The 17,916-nt window shown below is 42.5% G+C and carries 10 protein-coding genes, 8 tRNA genes and 3 rRNA genes; 20 read left to right on the top strand and 1 reads right to left on the bottom strand.

All coding sequences use genetic code 11. The features are described from left to right. Positions 1-40: 40 nt before the first annotated feature. The 20 genes from thrB (at position 41) to NST45_RS03210 (ending at position 17,079) form a co-directional block, all read left to right on the top strand. Entirely contained in the window at positions 41-1,018 is a 978-nt protein-coding gene (gene thrB / locus NST45_RS03115) for a homoserine kinase (protein ID WP_036685186.1), read from the top strand. Further along, positions 1,015-1,902, top strand: a complete 888-nt coding sequence (pheA, locus tag NST45_RS03120; RefSeq protein WP_076101002.1) for a prephenate dehydratase — start codon at positions 1,015-1,017, stop codon at positions 1,900-1,902. Before thrB ends, pheA begins: the two co-directional genes overlap by 4 nt. Before the next feature lie 4 nt (positions 1,903-1,906). Further along, positions 1,907-2,788 (top strand): branched-chain-amino-acid transaminase, encoded by an 882-nt coding sequence (gene ilvE / locus NST45_RS03125; protein WP_036685189.1) that lies wholly within the window; start codon positions 1,907-1,909, stop codon positions 2,786-2,788. A gap of 304 nt (positions 2,789-3,092) precedes the next feature. Continuing rightward, a complete protein-coding gene (locus NST45_RS03130; protein WP_339824884.1) occupies positions 3,093-4,691 on the top strand; it encodes a LysM peptidoglycan-binding domain-containing protein in 1,599 nt (532 codons plus the stop codon). 453 nt (positions 4,692-5,144) lie between these two features. After that, a 16S ribosomal RNA gene (locus tag NST45_RS03135) occupies positions 5,145-6,702 on the top strand. A 233-nt stretch (positions 6,703-6,935) separates the two neighbouring features. Further along, positions 6,936-9,862 (top strand): 23S ribosomal RNA (locus tag NST45_RS03140). A 146-nt stretch (positions 9,863-10,008) separates the two neighbouring features. Then, positions 10,009-10,125 (top strand): 5S ribosomal RNA (gene rrf / locus NST45_RS03145). Together the 16S, 23S and 5S rRNA genes form the textbook arrangement of a ribosomal RNA operon. A 234-nt stretch (positions 10,126-10,359) precedes the next feature. Continuing rightward, positions 10,360-10,659, top strand: a complete 300-nt coding sequence (locus NST45_RS03150; protein ID WP_339824887.1) for a hypothetical protein — start codon at positions 10,360-10,362, stop codon at positions 10,657-10,659. Between the two features lie 87 nt (positions 10,660-10,746). Next, a tRNA-Glu gene (locus tag NST45_RS03155) sits at positions 10,747-10,821 on the top strand. Between the two features lie 89 nt (positions 10,822-10,910). After that, positions 10,911-10,986: transfer RNA gene (locus tag NST45_RS03160), tRNA-Val, on the top strand. 88 nt (positions 10,987-11,074) lie between these two features. Beyond that, positions 11,075-11,151 (top strand) — tRNA-Met (locus tag NST45_RS03165). A 25-nt stretch (positions 11,152-11,176) separates the two neighbouring features. After that, positions 11,177-11,254 (top strand) — tRNA-Asp (locus NST45_RS03170). 14 nt (positions 11,255-11,268) lie between these two features. Further along, a tRNA-Lys gene (locus tag NST45_RS03175) sits at positions 11,269-11,341 on the top strand. A 36-nt stretch (positions 11,342-11,377) separates the two neighbouring features. Next, positions 11,378-11,452, top strand: a tRNA-Gly gene (locus NST45_RS03180). 10 nt (positions 11,453-11,462) lie between these two features. After that, a tRNA-Arg gene (locus NST45_RS03185) sits at positions 11,463-11,539 on the top strand. A 19-nt stretch (positions 11,540-11,558) separates the two neighbouring features. Continuing rightward, positions 11,559-11,637: transfer RNA gene (locus NST45_RS03190), tRNA-Leu, on the top strand. Positions 11,638-11,837: 200 nt separating this feature from the next. Then, positions 11,838-12,407: a sigma-70 family RNA polymerase sigma factor gene (locus NST45_RS03195; protein WP_036687464.1), complete on the top strand. Its 570-nt coding sequence runs from the start codon at positions 11,838-11,840 to the stop codon at positions 12,405-12,407. A gap of 684 nt (positions 12,408-13,091) precedes the next feature. Next, complete coding sequence (locus NST45_RS03200) at positions 13,092-14,636, top strand: radical SAM protein (protein ID WP_076130852.1); 1,545 nt, start codon at positions 13,092-13,094, stop codon at positions 14,634-14,636. Between the two features lie 69 nt (positions 14,637-14,705). Continuing rightward, on the top strand, positions 14,706-14,894 hold the full coding sequence (locus NST45_RS03205) for a hypothetical protein (RefSeq protein ID WP_036687467.1): 189 nt from the start codon (positions 14,706-14,708) through the stop codon (positions 14,892-14,894). Positions 14,895-15,225: 331 nt separating this feature from the next. Beyond that, entirely contained in the window at positions 15,226-17,079 is a 1,854-nt protein-coding gene (locus tag NST45_RS03210; RefSeq protein WP_036687469.1) for an ABC transporter ATP-binding protein, read from the top strand. 226 nt (positions 17,080-17,305) lie between these two features. Here the strand turns inward: NST45_RS03210 and NST45_RS03215 are convergent, their stop codons facing one another. Beyond that, positions 17,306-17,659 (bottom strand): BlaI/MecI/CopY family transcriptional regulator, encoded by a 354-nt coding sequence (locus NST45_RS03215; protein ID WP_051491512.1) that lies wholly within the window; start codon positions 17,657-17,659, stop codon positions 17,306-17,308. Between the last annotated feature and the right edge of the window lie 257 nt (positions 17,660-17,916).

Genomic DNA, 17,916 nt, shown 5'->3' on the forward strand with positions numbered 1-17,916 from the left:
CTTTCATATTTCAAAACATAGTAAGGAGATTGTACCTGTTATGAGTATTTACGGAAGAGCTAGGGTTAAAGTGCCTGCTAGTACTGCCAATCTTGGTCCGGGCTTCGATACTCTAGGTATGGCTTTGCCGCTATATGCCTGGATTGAGATGGAGGAAGCAGAGGAGACTGTTTTTCATCTATATGGTGATGAGATGAATGGAGTGGCTCAGGATAAGAGCAATTTACTCTATAAGGTCGCTCAAATGGTATTTGCAGAGGCAGGCGTTACGGTGCCTGAATTATCGATATCGATGTACTCGGAGATTCCCCTTACGCGCGGACTCGGCAGCAGTGCCTCAGCTATTATTGGCGGCATGGCTGCGGCGAACACAATGATTGGCTCTCCGCTGGATAATGGCAAGCTATTTGATATGGCTACCCAGCTTGAGAAACATCCCGATAATGTGGGTGCCTCCTTGTTTGGCGGCATTATTACTGCTGTGTGGGATGGTGAACATGCGGATTATGTTCGGCTAGAACCACCACAAAATCTTGAGGTGCTGGTGGTTATTCCTGAATTCGAACTGGAAACCACAAAAGCGCGGGGATTGCTTCCAACAGAAATCTCAGTTAGTGATGCTGTGTACAACATCAGCAGAACCTCTCTATTGACGGCTTCGCTGGCATCAGGTCGGCTTGATCTGCTTAGCAGAGCGATGCAGGATCGCCTGCATCAGCCGTATCGTGCACCGCTTATACCGGGCATGGAGAAGCTGCTTGCAGAAGCTCCTGAACACGGTGCTTTAGGGATCGCACTTAGCGGTGCTGGACCGACTCTGCTATGTTTAGTGGATCGCCAAGAGACCCGCAAGAGTGAGCTTGAGGCCTTCTTGAAGAATACGATGCAGGAACATGGCATTTCCGCTCGGACCTGCTGGTTAACACCTTGTGCTTCTGGAGTTACTACAGAGCTGCTCGAAATAAACGAGATGCAAAACGTATCATTTTTGGATATGATAAAAGGAGTAAGGTCATGAAATCAATAGCGGTATTGCCGCAGGGCTCGGTATCCCACGAAGCGCTGCTGCATTTGTTTAACGGTGAACCTGTAAAGCTTGTGCATCACAAGTTAATTTCCGATGTATTTCTCTCTACGGCGGGTGGAACCACCGATTACAGCGTGATTCCGATTGAAAATACCATTGAAGGCTCAGTTAGTCTTCACATCGATTGGCTCATCAATGAAGTGGATCTGCCAATGCAGACGGAATGGATTTTTCCATCGATACAGAATCTTATCGGTAACCCAAGGGAATTCACAGATACAGACGGCAACAAGGATTTCACCAAGATGGTAAAAATCCTTTCGCATCCAGTAGCAATGGCACAATGCATGCAATTTGTTCGTAAGCATGCCCCTTGGGCTGAACTGGAGTCGGTCGGAAGCACCTCTGAAGCTGTGGAAATCGTCAAAAACAATCCGGGTAAGGGCTGGGCTGCTATCGGTACCGCTCTTGGCGCCGCTACGCATGGGCTGGAGATTGTAGATCGGCAAATTACAGATCACAACAACAACTACACACGGTTTGTCCTGGTTGGTCCACAGAAGATAGATCTTCCGCGGAGCAGCACAGGAGTAAAGACGAGTGTTCTAGTAACGCTGCCAGAGGATTTTCCAGGTGCCTTGCATCAGGTGCTTGCTGCTTTTTCCTGGCGGAAACTGAATTTATCGCGTATTGAATCACGACCAACGAAGAAGAAGCTGGGTACTTATTATTTTTATATTGATGTGCTGGAACCGATAGAATCTGTTCTGCTGCCAGGGGCTATTGAAGAAATTAGTGCTTTAGGCTGTCAGGTAAGGATTCTGGGCTCGTATCCCACATACACCTATGAGGAAGAGAAAGCGGAGGTGCAGTAAATTCATGGCTGAGCAATGGATCTATTTGGATGGACAACACGTAACGAAGGAAAATGCAAAGGTATCCGTTTTTGATCACGGTTTTTTGTATGGAGACGGTATTTTTGAAGGTATCCGTATCTATAACGGCAATATATTTAAATGTAAAGAGCATTTGGACAGACTGTATGATTCGGCAAAATCGATCATGCTGGACATTCCGCTAACGTATGATGAGATGCTGGAGGCTATGGCTGAAACGATTCGTCTTAACGACATGCGTAACGGCTATATTCGACTGATCGTCTCCCGGGGACCAGGGAACTTAGGTCTTGATCCGCGCCGTTGTCCAAAAGCTAGTGTAATTATTATCGTTGAACAACTGGCTATTTACCCAGAACAAGCGTATTTGAACGGACTTCGTGCAGTTTCTGTATCCCAGCGCCGTAATATTCCGGATGCACTCAATCCAAAGATCAAATCGCTTAATTACCTAAACAATATCCTAGTAAAAATCCAATCCAACTTGGCAGAAGCCGACGAAGCAATCATGATGAACGCTCAAGGTTATGTTACTGAGGGATCGGGCGATAACATTTTCATCATCAAAAATGGTGTAGTTTTCACTCCTCCATGTTACTTGGGAGCCCTTGAAGGAATTACCCGTTTGGCGATTATTGAGCTCTGCGAGAAATTAGGTATTAAACTGAAAGAAGAACCGTTCACAATGCATGATGTTTATATAGCGGATGAAGTGTTCTTCACTGGCACAGCTGCTGAAGTTATTGCTGCACGTGAAATTGACGGCCGGATCATTGGTGAAGGACAAGCGGGTCCAATCACTTTGAAGCTGCTCGAAGAGTTCCGTAATGTGGTTGATAAAGATGGCTATAAGGTTTGGGAATAAAGACTAATCATACAACGTAAATAGCATTGAATACGCATCAGAAGTCCTTTTATGCATACATGCAGAAGAAAACGGGAGTCTCCGGTTAATCTTTTCATGGATCATGAAAGGATTTTTTTTATTTCGGGGATGTCATTCGCCCATGGGCTGCATAAGATGTAGTAACGAAGGAGGCGGCTGTACCGCATATAACTTTGTAAGAGAGCAATGTTCCATGAAAAGGGTGTTTGCTTTCGAAGTCAGTTTTGCTGTGTAGCTGTAAAGAAAGCAATACTCCACAAAACTTTTAGGAGGTTAATGCTACGTGAAAATACACATTGTCAAACAAGGCGATAGTTTGTATGCCTTATCGCAAAAGTACGGAGTGCCGTTACAAAAACTTATTGAAGCTAACCCGCAGATCAGTAATCCGAACGTATTAGCGGTTGGAGACAAAGTAAAAATACCTACGGCCCCAGTATCCGTACCGGAGAACAGTGAAGTTTACTACAAGCACACCGTTAAACAAGGAGATACCTTGTGGAAATTATCTAAAGCCTGGGGAATTCCTTTAAAGGATATGGTTGAGGCCAATCCCCAATTAAAGAATCCAAATGTACTTATGCTAGGGGAAGTAGTTAATATTCCTAAAAAAGTATCCAATACCTCACCCACACAGCCTGGGTATACACCTTCTAACGCCTCAGAGAAAACACAAGTGGGTGGCAAGGAATATACAGGTCCCAAAGAACAGCCTGCTGCTGAAGTAGTGCCTGCACCTAAACCAGAAACTAAACCAGAAGTAAAACCAGAGACCAAGCCAGAAGCTAAACCTGCACCCAATCCTGCGCCTAATATGCAAATGGAAGTTGCTCCTGTGCAAGAAATTGAAATGCAGAGTTTATTTGTTCAGATTACGGTTCCAAATCAAGAACCGATTGCTCAACAAGAAGCACCTAAAGCTGAGAAGAAAGCAGACAATGATTGCACATGGGATAATTCCAACGGATACCCGGGCCTGGGAGGAAATCCTTATCTCTATGATTCATATCAAAACAGCCCTAATATGAACATGAACTGGGCACCAAGTTATGTTCAGCCAATGGCTTATGCACCAGAATGTATTTCACCATGTTATTTTTCGGGCAATATGTATTCTAATATGAGTCCAGAACAGTGGAATCCCAATGCCGCGCCAAACATAAGCCCGGAACAGTGGAATCCCAATGCCGCGCCAAACATAAGCCCGGAACAGTGGAATCCCAATGCCGCGCCTAACATAAGCCCAGAACAATGGAGTCCCAATGCTGCCCCTAATATGAGTCCAGGACAGTGGAATCCGATGGAGGCTAATGTTGCTGGCATGAACGTAGGCGGGGATTTCTCCCCGTATGCTGTTCCTCAATATGGAGGACAGACGCCGAACCTTCCTTGGCCAACTTGTGGGTGCGGAGGCGTGCATATTCAACCAGTGCAAACTTATTCATATGACATGCCTGTATACAACACCTATCCTGAATATGGGAATCCAAACGCTTTTTCTGCATATGGAGCAGGAATGCCTAATCAGGGAATGGTTCCTACTTCTACGCTTGGAGCATTTGGCGGACAGGATAACTCTAATATTCCATCCAATCCGCAGTATCCAGGGATAGGTAATTATTCGCAGCATAATCGGGTGCCGGAAATTCAAGAACCTGAAGTGTTCGTGCAGGAATCTCCTGAAGCGGCTAGAACAGAGACTGATGAGTCAACTTCTAACGCTTCTCTCAAGAATAAGGGGAGTGTAGCAAAGGAAACAGCAACAGGCAAAAAAGCAAAGACCTCAGGTCAACCTAGTAGCAAGAAAAGCAAAACTGCTACGAAATCTCAAGGTTCAGCAGCGAGTACTAAAAAACGTAGAAATCCTTGGATTTCAAACTAATAAATTTATATAACAAGTCGCTGTCCGGACACACGTGTAGATTCTGTATCCTTAGAATCTACACGTTTTTTATAGGTAAATAGGGATAAAAGATGTTAAATAAAGTGGGGCAAAAGCACTTATTTATAAAATATAAATTTTTAAGTATTGTTTTTATATAGGGATATATGGTACATTATAAATCCAGTCGCAAAGAGGATCTATAAAGCTTTCGGTTGGTGAATGTTAATCTGAATTAGATTGCAAAAAACTTTGAAAAAAAGAGTTGCAATAAATCAGAAAGCATGATATATTATAAGAGTTGCTGCTGAGATATTAAACGGCGTCAACGAGAACTTGATCTTTGAAAACTGAACAACGAGTGAGTAGGAAATCACGCAAGTGATATCCAAAATTAGAGAATTAATTTTCTCGTCAGATGTTTCAAAATGAGCATATCGCTCTTTTCAATACTAATTGGAGAGTTTGATCCTGGCTCAGGACGAACGCTGGCGGCGTGCCTAATACATGCAAGTCGAGCGGAGTTATTTTGAAAGCTTGCTTTCAAAATAACTTAGCGGCGGACGGGTGAGTAACACGTAGGCAACCTGCCCTTCAGACTGGGATAACTACCGGAAACGGTAGCTAATACCGGATAATTTCTTTTTTCTCCTGAGAGAAGAATGAAAGACGGAGCAATCTGTCACTGAGGGATGGGCCTGCGGCGCATTAGCTAGTTGGTGGGGTAACGGCCCACCAAGGCGACGATGCGTAGCCGACCTGAGAGGGTGAACGGCCACACTGGGACTGAGACACGGCCCAGACTCCTACGGGAGGCAGCAGTAGGGAATCTTCCGCAATGGGCGAAAGCCTGACGGAGCAACGCCGCGTGAGTGATGAAGGTTTTCGGATCGTAAAGCTCTGTTGCCAGGGAAGAACGTCCGGTAGAGTAACTGCTACCGGAGTGACGGTACCTGAGAAGAAAGCCCCGGCTAACTACGTGCCAGCAGCCGCGGTAATACGTAGGGGGCAAGCGTTGTCCGGAATTATTGGGCGTAAAGCGCGCGCAGGCGGCTATTTAAGTCTGGTGTTTAAACCTTGGGCTCAACCTGAGGTCGCACTGGAAACTGGGTGGCTTGAGTACAGAAGAGGAAAGTGGAATTCCACGTGTAGCGGTGAAATGCGTAGATATGTGGAGGAACACCAGTGGCGAAGGCGACTTTCTGGGCTGTAACTGACGCTGAGGCGCGAAAGCGTGGGGAGCAAACAGGATTAGATACCCTGGTAGTCCACGCCGTAAACGATGAGTGCTAGGTGTTAGGGGTTTCGATACCCTTGGTGCCGAAGTTAACACAGTAAGCACTCCGCCTGGGGAGTACGGTCGCAAGACTGAAACTCAAAGGAATTGACGGGGACCCGCACAAGCAGTGGAGTATGTGGTTTAATTCGAAGCAACGCGAAGAACCTTACCAGGTCTTGACATCCCTCTGAATCTGCTAGAGATAGCAGCGGCCTTCGGGACAGAGGAGACAGGTGGTGCATGGTTGTCGTCAGCTCGTGTCGTGAGATGTTGGGTTAAGTCCCGCAACGAGCGCAACCCTTAACTTTAGTTGCCAGCAGGTTAAGCTGGGCACTCTAGAGTGACTGCCGGTGACAAACCGGAGGAAGGTGGGGATGACGTCAAATCATCATGCCCCTTATGACCTGGGCTACACACGTACTACAATGGCCGGTACAACGGGAAGCGAAGCCGCGAGGTGGAGCCAATCCCATCAAAGCCGGTCTCAGTTCGGATTGCAGGCTGCAACTCGCCTGCATGAAGTCGGAATTGCTAGTAATCGCGGATCAGCATGCCGCGGTGAATACGTTCCCGGGTCTTGTACACACCGCCCGTCACACCACGAGAGTTTACAACACCCGAAGTCGGTGGGGTAACCCGCAAGGGAGCCAGCCGCCGAAGGTGGGGTAGATGATTGGGGTGAAGTCGTAACAAGGTAGCCGTATCGGAAGGTGCGGCTGGATCACCTCCTTTCTATGGAGAATCGTCTTCTGCAATGAAGACATTCAAATCGGAAGCTTAGCTTCCACAATCTCAGGTTTAGGCCTGTTACTCACTCGTTGCTCAGTTTTGAGAGTTTAAGCTCTCAAGTAAGACTTGATCCTTGAAAACTGGATACCGAAACGAATTTGCGTTTTAGAACATCTTTTAGCAACTTGTGTAAACAAGTAAATGTTATTAGTGAGATTTTTCTTCGGAAGAATCAAGGTTAAGCTAATAAGAGCACACGGAGGATGCCTAGGCGCCAGGAGCCGACGAAGGACGTGGCGAACAACGAAACTGCCTCGGGGAGCTGTAAGCAAGCTTTGATCCGGGGGTGTCCGAATGGGGAAACCCAGCTGTGGTAATTCGCAGTTACTCATTTCTGAATACATAGGAAATGTAGAGGCAGACCAGGGGAACTGAAACATCTAAGTACCCTGAGGAAGAGAAAACAATAGTGATTCCGTCAGTAGCGGCGAGCGAACGCGGAACAGCCTAAACCAAGGGGCTTGCCTCTTGGGGTTGTGGGACGTCTCACATGGAGTTACAAAGGAATATGGTAGGTGAAGAGGTCTGGAAAGGCCCGCGATAGAGGTAAAAGCCCTGTAACCTAAACTGTGTTCTCTCCGAGACGGATCCCGAGTAGTGCGGGGCACGTGAAACCCCGTATGAATCCAGCAGGACCATCTGCTAAGGCTAAATACTACCTGGCGACCGATAGTGAAACAGTACCGTGAGGGAAAGGTGAAAAGCACCCCGGAAGGGGAGTGAAATAGAACCTGAAACCGTGTGCTTACAAAAAGTCAGAGCCCGATCTATGGGTGATGGCGTGCCTTTTGTAGAATGAACCGGCGAGTTACGTTTAACATGCAAGGTTAAGCCGAGAAGGTGGAGCCGCAGCGAAAGCGAGTCTGAATAGGGCGACTTAGTATGTGGACGTAGACCCGAAACCGTGTGATCTACCCCTGTCCAGGGTGAAGGTGCGGTAACACGCACTGGAGGCCCGAACCCACGTACGTTGAAAAGTGCGGGGATGAGGTGGGGGTAGCGGAGAAATTCCAATCGAACTCGGAGATAGCTGGTTCTCCCCGAAATAGCTTTAGGGCTAGCCTCGGTATAAGAGTAGTGGAGGTAGAGCACTGATTGGGTGCGGGGTCCGCAAGGATTACCAAGCTCAGTCAAACTCCGAATGCCATATACTTATTGCCGGGAGTCAGACAGTGAGTGCTAAGATCCATTGTCAAAAGGGAAACAGCCCAGACCATCAGCTAAGGTCCCCAAGTGTGTGTTAAGTGGGAAAGGATGTGGAGTTGCACAGACAACCAGGATGTTGGCTTAGAAGCAGCCACCATTGAAAGAGTGCGTAATAGCTCACTGGTCGAGTGACTCTGCGCCGAAAATGTAACGGGGCTAAACACACCACCGAAGCTATGGCTAGATACGTATGTATCTGGGGTAGGGGAGCGTTGTGTAGGGGTTGAAGGTGTACTGAAAAGAGCGCTGGACACTACACAAGTGAGAATGCCGGTATGAGTAACGAAAAGATCAGTGAGAATCTGATCCGCCGAAAGCCCAAGGTTTCCTGAGGAAGGCTCGTCCGCTCAGGGTAAGTCGGGACCTAAGGCGAGGCCGAAAGGCGTAGTCGAAGGACAACAGTTTGAAATTACTGTACCACCGTAATCCGCTATGAGCGATGGGGTGACGCAGGAGGGTAGTGACGCGGACTGATGGATGTCCGTCTAAGCAGTGAGGCTGATGTGTAGGCAAATCCGCACATCATTAAGGCTGGGCTGTGATGGGGAGCGAAAATTATAGTAGCGAAGGTCATGATCTCACACTGCCAAGAAAAGCCTCTAGCCAGGAGAAGGTGCCCGTACCGCAAACCGACACAGGTAGGCGAGAAGAGAATTCTAAGGCGCGCGGAAGAACTCTCGTTAAGGAACTCGGCAAAATGACCCCGTAACTTCGGGAGAAGGGGTGCCCCGGTAGTGTGAATAGCACGAGGGGGCCGCAGTGAAAAGGCCCAAGCGACTGTTTAGCAAAAACACAGGTCTGTGCGAAGCCGCAAGGCGAAGTATACGGGCTGACGCCTGCCCGGTGCTGGAAGGTTAAGGGGAGTGGTTAGGGGTAACCCGAAGCTATGAACCGAAGCCCCAGTAAACGGCGGCCGTAACTATAACGGTCCTAAGGTAGCGAAATTCCTTGTCAGGTAAATTCTGACCCGCACGAATGGCGTAACGACTTGGGCGCTGTCTCAACGAGAGATCCGGTGAAATTTTAATACCTGTGAAGATGCAGGTTACCCGCGACAAGACGGAAAGACCCCATGGAGCTTTACTGCAGCTTGATATTGAATTTGGGTACGATCTGTACAGGATAGGTGGGAGCCGTAGAAATCGGAGCGCAAGCTTCGGTGGAGGCGCCGTTGGGATACCACCCTGATCGTATCTAGGTTCTAACCTAGTACCCTTACCGGGTACGGGGACCGTGTCAGGCGGGCAGTTTGACTGGGGCGGTCGCCTCCTAAAGAGTAACGGAGGCGTTCCAAGGTTCCCTCAGAATGGTTGGAAATCATTCGCAGAGTGCAAAGGCATAAGGGAGCTTGACTGCGAGACCTACAAGTCGAGCAGGGACGAAAGTCGGACTTAGTGATCCGGTGGTACCGCATGGAAGGGCCATCGCTCAACGGATAAAAGCTACCCTGGGGATAACAGGCTTATCTCCCCCAAGAGTCCACATCGACGGGGAGGTTTGGCACCTCGATGTCGGCTCATCGCATCCTGGGGCTGAAGTAGGTCCCAAGGGTTGGGCTGTTCGCCCATTAAAGCGGTACGCGAGCTGGGTTCAGAACGTCGTGAGACAGTTCGGTCCCTATCTGTCGTGGGCGCAGGAAATTTGAGAGGAGCTGTCCTTAGTACGAGAGGACCGGGATGGACGTACCGCTGGTGCACCAGTTGTTCCGCCAGGAGCATGGCTGGGTAGCTACGTACGGACGGGATAAGCGCTGAAAGCATCTAAGCGTGAAGCCCCCCTCAAGATGAGATTTCCCAATTAGTAAGACCCCTTGAAGACGACGAGGTAGATAGGTTGGAGGTGGAAGTGCAGCAATGCATGGAGCTGACCAATACTAATCGGTCGAGGGCTTATCCTATACTTAGAATGCAAATTCGTTTCGGATTCAGTTTTCAGGAATCAAGCTCCGATTTATATAGTCCAAGTGACTGTTTGATGATGAATTTGTTTTCAGCATTTGGCGATGCTGAGACCTGAATAATGCATTTGTACCGCAAATGCCCGTTTGGTGGCGATAGCGGAGGGGTTCCACACGTACCCATCCCGAACACGACCGTTAAGCCCTCCAGCGCCGATGGTACTTGGACCGAAGGGTCCTGGGAGAGTAGGACGTTGCCAAGCACGCAAGACCACTGTTGAGTTATCGACAGTGGTCTTTTTGTTGTATGATATTTATCCGCTTATTATAAGGATAGGCAATCATTGTGAGTGATTTCTTCGAATGAAAATTAGTTCACGGAGGCAAATGATCATGATTATATGGATCAATGGTGCTTTTGGTTCAGGGAAGACACAAACCGCATATGAAATGTATCGAAGAAAAACATAGCTAGCGAATATGATGGAATAATTATCGTGCCTATGACCCTAATGAATCCGGATTATTGCAGGGAAATCATCGGCAAGTTAATGGATGGAGGTATAGAGCTTTATCATTTTAGTTTGTGTGCCTCCCGAGAGACCTTGCTTAAGAGATTAAGCGTTAGAGGTGAAGGAAAAGACTCTTGGGCTGCTCAGCAGATCGACAGGTGCATCACAGGGCTTGATCACGAGGTGTTTAAGCAGCATCTAGACACGAATGATAGAACTACGGGTGAAATCATTGAGATAATAGCTCAAAAGCTTCATATCAATCTATTACCTAGTGAAGAGTAAAAAGAAAAATAATCAATTTAGGTATTGCTATACTTAATAATACATGATATAATCTTTTTTGTTGTCAAAACAATTTGTTTTTAAAACGGCCCGTTGGTCAAGGGGTTAAGACACCTCCCTTTCACGGAGGTAACATGGGTTCGAATCCCATACGGGTCACCATTTCTTCTTGAAACAGCATTAGACTTCTAGAAAAAATGGTTGCATTACAGATTTGATTATGTTATGATAATTAAGTTGCTTCTTTACATGGAGGCTTAGCTCAGCTGGGAGAGCATCTGCCTTACAAGCAGAGGGTCGGGGGTTCGATCCCCTCAGCCTCCACCATAACACATCCCCAAAAGTGAAGTTAATGCTTCACTGAGGAATCCGGATACTTTCCGAGGAATCCAAGGGAATTAATACTTTTTACTGACGCGGGGTGGAGCAGCCCGGTAGCTCGTCGGGCTCATAACCCGAAGGTCGCAGGTTCAAATCCTGCCCCCGCAACCAATTTTCATTAAGCAATTATTCTTCTGGAACCGTGGTGTAGTTGGCCTAACATGCCTGCCTGTCACGCAGGAGACCGCGGGTTCGAATCCCGTCGGTTCCGCCATTTTCTTGCTTTATGAGCCATTAGCTCAGTTGGTAGAGCACCTGACTTTTAATCAGGGTGTCGAAGGTTCGAGTCCTTCATGGCTCACTTCTTTAGTGAGTCGGACATCAATACATATCGTGTGCGGACGTGGCTCAGCGGTAGAGCATCGCCTTGCCAAGGCGAGGGTCGCGGGTTCGATTCCCGTCGTCCGCTCCATATAAATTTTGCGCCCTTAGCTCAGCTGGATAGAGCGTTTGACTACGAATCAAAAGGCCGGGAGTTCGAATCTCTCAGGGCGCGCCATATTTTAACTTAATACTTTGCCGGTGTGGCGGAATGGCAGACGCGCTCGACTCAAAATCGAGAGGGAAACCGTGGAGGTTCGAGTCCTCTCACCGGTATATCGAAAAAGACTTGTAAGATTGCTTCCAGCAATTTTACAAGTTTTTTTTATTTTCTAAATATAGCTATTTAGAGTGGTCTTTTTGTTTCGCTGAATGCTTCTAGTAGCATATATTGTGAATCATACATCACTTCCATAATAAGGTGGATAAACTATTATTATGTATTATAATGTAAATTAAAGGGAGTGAGAATATTCATGTTCTTCACCATCCTATCTACTGTAGAAGTTAACGAGGATGTTGTATTTCTAACAGAGCTATACGATAGGTATTATCCTATTATGAAAAAGAAGGCTTATGAGATCTTGCAGGACTATGATGTTGTTGATGATATGATACAGGAGTCCTTTGTCAGACTAATCAGTAAAGCCGCATTATTGCGTTCCCTAGACCTGCATAAACAAGTATCCTATCTGGTCCATACCGTACATAATACTAGTATTAATCATGCGAAGCAGCGCAAAAGACATCTGAATCATACCTCTTCAGGGATAACCGCTGACAGTATAGAGCAAATAGCCGACAAGCAGCCTAGCATCGAGGAGATGTATAGCCTCAAGGAGGATTACACAGAGATTGCCAAGATACTCAGTGAGTTATCAGAACGGGATCAGACTTTATTGTATAACAAGTACATTCTTGAATGGAGTGATCACAAGCTTGCTGCTTCTATGGATGTCCAAGCGGTGAATATTAGATCTTATTTGACCAGAGCCAGGCGCAGAGCAATGAAGCTGCTTCTTAAGAATGGCGGAAGTGGAGTATGAAGAAACATCTGAATAAGAAAAAAATAGAGGGGAATTACGAAGAAATCTTTATTTGCATGACCTTAGAGAGTAGAATATGCTGAACCTGCTGTACAGGAGAAGATAATAATACCCTTTATAGTATATCTCGGTGACATCTGTTTCGCTGACTATCGAGAGTGGGAGAACAATAAAGATTTATACGGATTATGATACTTCTATTACTCTCACCCTACAAAAGAGGTAAAACAGCAGCAATCAATGGTCTGATGTGAAGTCTTGGACCTAGTCTTTCTCGAGCATGGGCTCACATGCTTCGAACGGGTTTAACTATGTCAATTCCGGGAATACCTACCGGGTGGTACATATAACAAAATTTGTGGAAAATAGTACGGTTCTGGAGACAATAAACTCCTATTCGTATGAATTCAAGTATTAAGGCTCCGATTCTAGCCTAGCAAAAAAGAGCAGCGCTTATGCTGCTCTTTTTTGATTTAGAGTGTTGCAGGTTTCTATGCGAAGTTGTCTATTAAAATATGGGGCTCGGTTTAGTCTTATCAAGTAGAGTTTTCGCCTACTAAACTTCATAACCTAGATGTGGTAAGACCGAAAGTAACATATTAAAAAATTAATGTGTTGATATTTTTTTAATATGTTACTATAATAATATTCAAGAGTTGTATTTTAATGGCAGGAGGTAATGAAATGGATCTATATAAAGATAACTTCGAAAACTTTTCAGAACTCTTTAATTACATCCAAGAATACAAAAAAGAAAAACCAGCACAAACAGCACTTTCCATAGGGAAGATATTCTCTGAACATAACTTTTACTACTTCTACGATAGTGGTACAAGTAAGGTTGTGATGCTTGACAATGATATAGCTCAGTTATTTGAATTGTTAATTTCCTCTAATAAAAGCTTAGATGAATTAAATCAATATATTTATGCTCACAACGTTAATGTAGATGAATTAATGACTTCAATTAATGAGGAGGATTTATTCAAAGGATTCAAAATTAAGCACTTATATAATGACATATCCCTAGAGTATATAAAAAATGAAATGAATACAGGGACAACGCAACTCATTTTAGAATTAACTGGAAAATGCAACATGCGTTGTCGCTATTGTATATACCATGATGGGTATCCTCACAATCGGGCGTTTACTTCAAAAAGAATGTCATCTGATACGGCGCTTAAATCTATTGATTACATGAAACTTTATGGGGATCAGCAGGAAGTTTCTATTACTTTTTACGGTGGAGAGCCTTTACTTGAATTCGAGCTATTAAAAGAAGTTATTGAATACTCGAAGGTTGCTTTAGCAGGAAGGACTATACAATTTTCTTTTACTACTAACTTGTCTGTATTAACCCCCAAAATGGCTGAATATTTTTCTACCGTTGACAATTTATCTATTCTTTGTAGCATTGATGGTCCCAAAGAAATACATGATATGTATCGAGTCTATAAGAATGGCTCAGGCTCATTTGATGACGTTTTCAAGAAATTCAAATTATTAAATAGTGTAGCTAGAAAAAATGGTAAGGAAATGCACATAAGTGCAAATGCGGTGTACATGCCTCCGTTTAGCGAAGAAAAGGTTTCTCAAATAGATGACTTTTTTACAAATTTAGATTTTACTCATGAAGATTTCCGATATCAATTAGGTTATGCCGGTCCTGGTACTGTGCCTGAAGAATTGCTTAAAAGCTCCGATTATAATGACCAATCGCTACGACAATGGCAGGATAAGCAAATCAGTATTACTAGCAATTTGGAAGAAATTAAAGAACAAACTATCTTTAATTCACTTGATAGAATTCATAAAAGAAGCGTAACAAAAAGAGCTACTAATTTTGTGCCAATGAACGGTTGTTGTGTTGTTGGATCCCGACGATTATTTGTTTCCGCAGATGGCGATTTTCTCGCATGTGAAAGGATAGGAAACAGTCCTTCAATAGGAAATATAAATCAAGGGATTATTGAGGAAAAGATTTATAAAAAATATGTTTATGAATTTTCCGAAGTTTGGGAAAATATTTGCTCTGATTGTTGGGCTGCTAAACTTTGTAGTAGTTGTTATGTAGACAGAATGGATTCTTCGGGAGTCAGGGAACCTGATCTTGCAGAGTGTGAATATTATAGAAGTACAACAGAACGTAGTTTAAGGAATTATCACAACTTACTTAGGACATCACCGGAACAATTAGCAATCTTTAACGAAGATGTTCTTTTATAACAATTAATTTCTCGGTTTAATTGTTCTCATTTAAACCTGGATAAATACATAATGAAAGGAGGTGAGAATATGCTGAAAATTATGAATCCATATCAACAGCAAGCTATTGACAATGAGAGCATAGCTTTTCGTGCGCCATGTGTGTGTAACTCTAAATTAGCGAACCAAGCAGCTACTAAGGTTTCAGGAACTGGTTGTCAATGCTCTTGCATCGGTTCTGTAAATGAAGCGGCTAACCAAGACGCAGCAAGAAACTAGTTTTACAAACCAGCAGTATGTGTAATTCTCAATTAACGAACTATTCAGTTAAATAAAATTTCAGAACCTGATTGTAATTGCTCTTGCGTCGGTTCTGTAAACAACGCGTATAACTCCGACGCGGCAAGAAATTGAGTTTCACAATACAACAGTGTCTTCGTCCAATACCGACGAAGACACTGTTGTATTCAAATCTAAGGTTGTTAGACTGGAGTTACTCTTCAGAAGGCTATGACCTATATTGAAATACAATATCCATACCACATTATTCTTCAGGGTTTAGTCACGTCCTTAGTACTTAGAACACAATTAATACTGGAGGATAATTGAGATGAAGAAATTCAACAATTTTAGACACTTTAGTAACTACTTTGCTATTATAAAAACTACTCTAAGCGTATTATTCGCCTCTTCAAAAAAATACTTCATATTAATTTTAGTTTTAAGTTCTGTTATGGCTTTACCTGATATCATAAACTTAATTGTATGGCAGCATATAATAGATCAAATAGGTTCTCTTTTAATAAATGACAACAAAGATTATATTATCATAATATATCTCTTTCTTCTTCATTTCATTATTGTACTAATAAAATTAATTATTAATAAAACTACAAATTATGTAAAGGAAATTTATACTGTATTAGTTGATAAGTATATAACAAATAAAACTATTGAAATTGTAGACAGCATGGAAATGCAAGATTTCGAAGATCCAAGACTACATAATGACATCCAAAAAACAAATGACGAGTCAACAGTGAGAAGTATAGGTATTTTGAATAACATTGTTGAGATTATCATGAATATGACTTTATTCGTTGGTACAATAAGTATATTGGCATCTTACCAGATAAGTATAGTGATTATCATCATACTATCAATAGTCCCAAGTACAATAATTAATTTAAAATCTATGTCAAAGTTATTTGAAGTATATGATAAACGATATGAAAAAACTAGGTACTATAGTTCTTTAAAGGATATGATAGTTACATATGAAAATTTCAAAGAAATGAAATTATTTTCCAACATATCTTTTATACAGAATATCATTAATAATATTTTTGAAAAGATAATTGAGCAAGATAAAAATGTAAAAAGAACTTTGACTATAAAATCTACAGTAGGTGATTCTATTCAACATTTACTGACCTATTTATTGAAAATAATTATAGTTGTTAATGGTATTATGAGTAAACTGTCAATCGGTGTGATCATAATGAGTATTGAAACTGCTACCAAGCTGCAAAATGCTTTGATCAATTTAATAAGCTGTGCTTTGACACTATATGAAAATTGTTTGTATTTATTGAGCTTTGAGAGGTTAAACAAAATAAATTCAATAAAAAGCGAGGAAGTTAGGGAGGATTTAATAAAGGATTTTGTCGTGGATTCAATTGAGTTTATAGGAGTTTATTTTAAATATCCAAGCTCATGTAACCATATATTAGAAGATATAAATTTGACATTAAAAAAGGGATTTGATTATGCAGTTGTCGGATATAACGGAAGTGGAAAAACTACGTTGATCAAGATCATTTTAGGGTTATATGCACCAACAAAAGGCGAGATATTAATCAATGGCATTAATAGAACTATGTACGACAAGAAAGCCTATTTTGAGAAAATGAGCGCGATGTTCCAGGATTTTGTGAAGTTTCCGCTTACAATAAGAGAAAATATTGGAATTTCAATGGTTGATAATATTAACAATATGCCAGTTATAATAGAAGCTTCCGTCTTAGGTCAAGCACATGATTTTATTAATGAATTAAATAGGAAATTTGATACAAATTTATTGATTGGATGGGAAAATAGTGAGGATATTTCAACAGGACAATGGCAAAGACTTGCTATCTCAAGAAGTTTCGTCCGGGAAGCAGACGTTATGGTATTTGATGAACCAACAGCAGCTTTAGATGCTAAGACAGAAAGTGAAGTCTTTGAAAATATGGTAAATAAAAAAACAGAGAGGATTAATATAATTATTACTCATAGATTCACTAATATAAAAAATATTGATCAAATAATTGTAATACACGAAGGAAAAGTAGACGCTGTGGGTGATCATGATTTTCTGATTAGCAATAATAAAATATATGCGGAGCTGTATGACATTCAAGCAGACAACTATAAAGGATTCATTAAAGAGCCTGCTCTTGCAGGTGAGTTGTTGAAATAATATAAAGAGCTCAAAGCAGTAATCAGTGCTTGACAAAGTGTCCAAAAGGTGAAAATGGAAAAACATCTGATACTCCTGTATTGTTGTAATTCTCGAAGAAGGAATAAACAGATGTCTATATAATATATCAACAAAATGCTTGACATACTTAATTTTTCAGTTTTCATACTCGTCCTATATGAATTTTATCTTTAACTACGGTGAGATTAAACTTGGATTTATATAACTACTTCAATTCTTTTAAACAATCTAACTCATTATTTTCTTTAAAATGTTCTACAAAGTTCGATACTGAAAAATTCTTAGCATTTATTTTTAAAATTTGCAACTGATATGCAGCATATTGTTCTGCACTTATAACAGGCTTATAACTTCTTGTTAGTACGGTGCCACTATATACAATGTCAGAAATTTCAATATATTCCTTTTTCAATAAATTCCGAACCGCTGCTTGAACGGTATTAATACCCAATCCATCCCCTTTATCTGCGATGGCTGATGCGGTTAAATTTCCGCCATCTCGCCAAAAAACCAATAACACATCTTGTTCTTTTTGACTGATTCTAGGCAGTTTTTTCATTTCATTCACCTTTCATATAGTAGGTTGTGTTTATTATAATTGCTAAATTGCAATATATCAATCTTAAAATAGTGACATCATATTTTTTTATTCTTAAAATTTACTGGTTTGTTATTAGAGCATATTAAGGGATATATGAGTGATTTACAAAGAAAGAATCAACGTTAGGCAATACCAACATTGCAGTAAAATATTTAGATGATATTTTTTTGATGTCACTATTTATTTGAAACATTATATATATAACGCTCGGTTGA

Source organism: Paenibacillus sp. FSL R7-0163, from assembly GCF_037969975.1.
GTDB lineage: Bacteria > Bacillota > Bacilli > Paenibacillales > Paenibacillaceae > Paenibacillus_AQ > Paenibacillus_AQ odorifer.

Excerpts from the sequence above, each read along its gene's own strand:
- pheA (WP_076101002.1), top strand. The coding sequence starts at position 1,015 with ATGAAATCAATAGCGGTATTGCCGCAGGGCTCGGTATCCCACGAAGCG.
- NST45_RS03210 (WP_036687469.1), top strand. The coding sequence starts at position 15,226 with ATGAAGAAATTCAACAATTTTAGACACTTTAGTAACTACTTTGCTATT.
- NST45_RS03205 (WP_036687467.1), top strand. The coding sequence starts at position 14,706 with ATGCTGAAAATTATGAATCCATATCAACAGCAAGCTATTGACAATGAG.
- thrB (WP_036685186.1), top strand. The coding sequence starts at position 41 with ATGAGTATTTACGGAAGAGCTAGGGTTAAAGTGCCTGCTAGTACTGCC.
- NST45_RS03195 (WP_036687464.1), top strand. The coding sequence starts at position 11,838 with ATGTTCTTCACCATCCTATCTACTGTAGAAGTTAACGAGGATGTTGTA.
- ilvE (WP_036685189.1), top strand. The coding sequence starts at position 1,907 with ATGGCTGAGCAATGGATCTATTTGGATGGACAACACGTAACGAAGGAA.
- NST45_RS03200 (WP_076130852.1), top strand. The coding sequence starts at position 13,092 with ATGGATCTATATAAAGATAACTTCGAAAACTTTTCAGAACTCTTTAAT.
- NST45_RS03215 (WP_051491512.1), bottom strand. The coding sequence starts at position 17,659 with ATGAAAAAACTGCCTAGAATCAGTCAAAAAGAACAAGATGTGTTATTG.